Below are 3,146 nucleotides of genomic sequence, written 5' to 3'. Positions count from 1 at the left end.
TGTAAACATTAGATGCGGTGACTTTACCCAAGCGCGCTTGAAACCATTCTGCTGTTCTTTGTTCCATCTCACACCGCCGTTTGTTGCTCTTGTGGCGTTGCTATATCGGCATCTTGTATAGTAGAATCTGTTTCTGCCTTTTGCCTGTTTTGTTTATCTTTCAAAAGATGTAATACCGTTTGTGCTTGTCCTTCAGACATATCGTCGAGCTTTTTGACGTTGACATAAGCAAGTATTTTTTCTTCTTCTGTTTGGGTTTGTACGACAAGTCTTCTGATTTCATTGATCTGTTGTGGAAAAGCCTTTTTAATAGGCGGGTTTCCATCTGTATCGTCTTCTTTACTTGCTAAATTAAGAAGCATGCCTAATAGGTATCTTCGTGCGTAGGTAAGTGTGGAACCAAGTGATTGTATGCTATTTTTAGAGCCTGTACTGTCAATTGGAAATGTTCCTTCTGTTGAGATTTGATTGTCTGAAGGATGAGACAGAGTTATTTCTATGGTAACGTTTTTTTCTGTTTGATTTTTAATACGATAAAACAAAGCAAATTTGTATGTTGCAAGCCCTTTCTTTACAGCATCAATGTACTGATCAAGTGTAGCGTATTTGCTGTTTGTATGGTTATTAATGGCGTTTTGTTCGATATTTTTATATTCCATTTGCACAGCCGAAAGATCACGGACAAAATTTTGGCGCTCTTGTCGTTTTATCTCTTGTTCTCTTAAATCAAGAAGACGCTCTAAGCGATCCATATCGACGTCACTGTCTAAGGCTTTATTTAAAATACGTTCCATGACAGTTTGTTCGACGGCTACATGATGTGTTTCTTCAATTTCTATTAGGTTAGTGTTTTGTTCACTCATCTTGATTTCCTACATTGCGCGCAATTCACCCGTGGCGTGAATCACGCTTGTGTTAAAAGTTGGTTTGTGTTGCTAGAAAGGAATGTCGTCTTTTGTTGAAGAGTTGCCGTTCTGGGCGGTCATAGTTTGTTTACAATCTTCTGAATTATCATAAATTTTTACATTGCCATAAATTCTTGAATCGGCATAAATAATCACATTTCCATAAATTTGTGTGTGTCCAAAAATATGTCCATCATATATTTTGACGTTATTATAAATTTTTGCATTGCCAAAAATCTCGGCACAATCACCAATTTGTGCTTTATCATAAACCTTAGCACTATCGTAAATCTTGGCACAACAATACGCCTTGGCATCATTATAAATCCAGCAATCGTCTTTTTGACTTAAATTGTCTTCATACTCTACAAAGCCCCCAAGGTCCCCAGCCTTAACATCACCAAAATCTTTTAATGCACGTATGCGGTAAAGCGTAAGGTATCCATCAAACTGAATTGTTTCATCAGTAAGTTCGTATTTTTTCATCTGGTCTTTTCTCCAGTTGAGATGGCGTTATAGTCATCAACGTGTGCGCTACGGTAAACTTCTGCCTTATCGGAAACGCATGCATAACCGTAAACCTCTGCCTTACCATAAACACGTGCTTCATCGAAAACGCGTGCACAATCGTAAACTTCTGCCTTATCGGAAACGCATGCATAACCGTAAACCTCTGCCTTACCGTAAACACGTGCTTCATCGAAAACGCGTGCACAATCGTAAACCTCTGCCTTACCGTAAACGTGTGCCTTACCGTAAACGTGTGTCTCACCGTAAATTTCTGCACGACCGTAAACGCATGCCCCGTAGTAAACGCGTGCGCTCTCGTAAACATGTGCATCATCAAAAATCCTAGCACCATCAAAAACCAGCGCATCATCATAAACTTTGGCATTACCGTAAACTTCTACATAATCGATAACGCGTGCATTGTTATAAACACGTGCATTGCCAAAAACTTGTGCCTTATCGGAAACTAGTGCATTGTCATAAATACATGCATTATCCGCAACCCAACAATAGTCCTCATGCGATAGGTTCTCTTCAGTCTCAATATAGCCGCCAAGATCACCTTTCTTGACGTCCCCCAAATCTCTCAGTGCACGAATGCGGTGAAGGATTTTGCCATCAACTTCGATTGTTTCATCAGTAAATTCGTATTTTTTTTCCATGATTACTATTTCTCACGTTCTACGATTACGGTGGAGCCACTAATTTTACAATTTCCAGCAATGTCTACACGACAGCAAATATATGCTTGATTGTAAATTTTAGCATTTCCGTAAACGTGTACACTTTCCCCTATAGCAGAATTCCCATAAATCCGCGCATAGTCAAAAACCTTGGCATTATCTCCAACAGAAGCACCACCAACTTCGGCATAATCATAAACTTGTGCATTGCCATAAACTTGTGCATTCCCATAAACCCGCGCATCATCATAAACTTTGGCATTATCGTAAACTTGTGCATTGCCAAAAATCCAACAGTCTCTCTTATGGCTTAAGTTGCTCTCTTTTTCTATAAAACCGCCTAGGTCACCTTTTTTGACATATCCAAAGTCTCTTAATGCTCTAATTCGGTGAAGAGTTCTTCCATCAAACACAGTTTTTTCATCAGTAAATTCGTATTTTTTCATCTGGTCTTTTCTCCAGTTGAGATTCTTTTATTGCCATCAATCCAGTCGTCCCAACATACACATGCTGCACCGTAAATTTTTGCATGACCGTAAACATGCGCATCACCGGAAACTTCTGCATTGCCGTAAACACGCGCCCTATCGTAAATGTATGGCTCTTCGTAAACTTGTGCATTGCCATAAACTTCTGCATTATCAAAAACGTGCGGTTCACCGCAAATATATGCATCACCGTAAACTTCTGCATGACCGTAAATGCATGGTTCATCGAAAACTTTTGCTTTGCCATAAATACGAGAATTGCCGTAAACATGTGCATAACCGTAAACTTGTGCATTTTCGTAAACCTTAGCATTACCAAAAACCTTGGCATTACCATAGACTTTTGCATAATCCCCAATCCAGCAATTACCATGATGACTTAGATTGTCTTCTTTCTCGATATAGCCGCCAAGATCACCTTTCTTGACGTCCCCCAAATCTCTCAGTGCACGAATGCGGTGAAGGATTTTGCCATCAACTTCGATTGTTTCATCAGTAAGTTCGTATTTTTTCACCATGCTTTTTCTCCAGTGGACATGACGTTATCGCCATCAATATCC

General features: G+C 39.6%; 5 protein-coding genes and 1 pseudogene. All 6 read right to left on the bottom strand.

The genetic code is table 11. The annotated features are described in order from the left end of the window. Positions 1-67 (bottom strand): annotated as a pseudogene (locus ACFILO_RS09115) (exonuclease); the annotation flags it as partial. Between the two features lies 1 nt (position 68). Continuing rightward, positions 69-863, bottom strand: a complete 795-nt coding sequence (locus tag ACFILO_RS09110; RefSeq protein ID WP_375678185.1) for an ERF family protein — start codon at positions 861-863, stop codon at positions 69-71. Between the two features lie 72 nt (positions 864-935). Then, positions 936-1,391 (bottom strand): hypothetical protein, encoded by a 456-nt coding sequence (locus tag ACFILO_RS09105; protein WP_375654207.1) that lies wholly within the window; start codon positions 1,389-1,391, stop codon positions 936-938. Then, positions 1,388-2,077 (bottom strand): hypothetical protein, encoded by a 690-nt coding sequence (locus ACFILO_RS09100; protein ID WP_375678184.1) that lies wholly within the window; start codon positions 2,075-2,077, stop codon positions 1,388-1,390. The genes ACFILO_RS09105 and ACFILO_RS09100 overlap by 4 nt, the downstream gene beginning before the upstream one ends. A 5-nt stretch (positions 2,078-2,082) precedes the next feature. Then, on the bottom strand, positions 2,083-2,544 hold the full coding sequence (locus ACFILO_RS09095; RefSeq protein ID WP_375678183.1) for a hypothetical protein: 462 nt from the start codon (positions 2,542-2,544) through the stop codon (positions 2,083-2,085). Then, a complete protein-coding gene (locus tag ACFILO_RS09090) occupies positions 2,541-3,104 on the bottom strand; it encodes a hypothetical protein (RefSeq protein WP_375678182.1) in 564 nt (187 codons plus the stop codon). The genes ACFILO_RS09095 and ACFILO_RS09090 overlap by 4 nt, the downstream gene beginning before the upstream one ends. Positions 3,105-3,146: the final 42 nt, after the last annotated feature.

Origin of the sequence: Bartonella sp. AP72JLCBS (genome assembly GCF_042195705.1) — a bacterium.
In the GTDB taxonomy this organism is placed as follows: Bacteria; Pseudomonadota; Alphaproteobacteria; order Rhizobiales; family Rhizobiaceae; genus Bartonella.
Note: the sequence above shows the minus strand (reverse complement) of the source record. Positions and strands in the feature narration are given on the sequence as shown.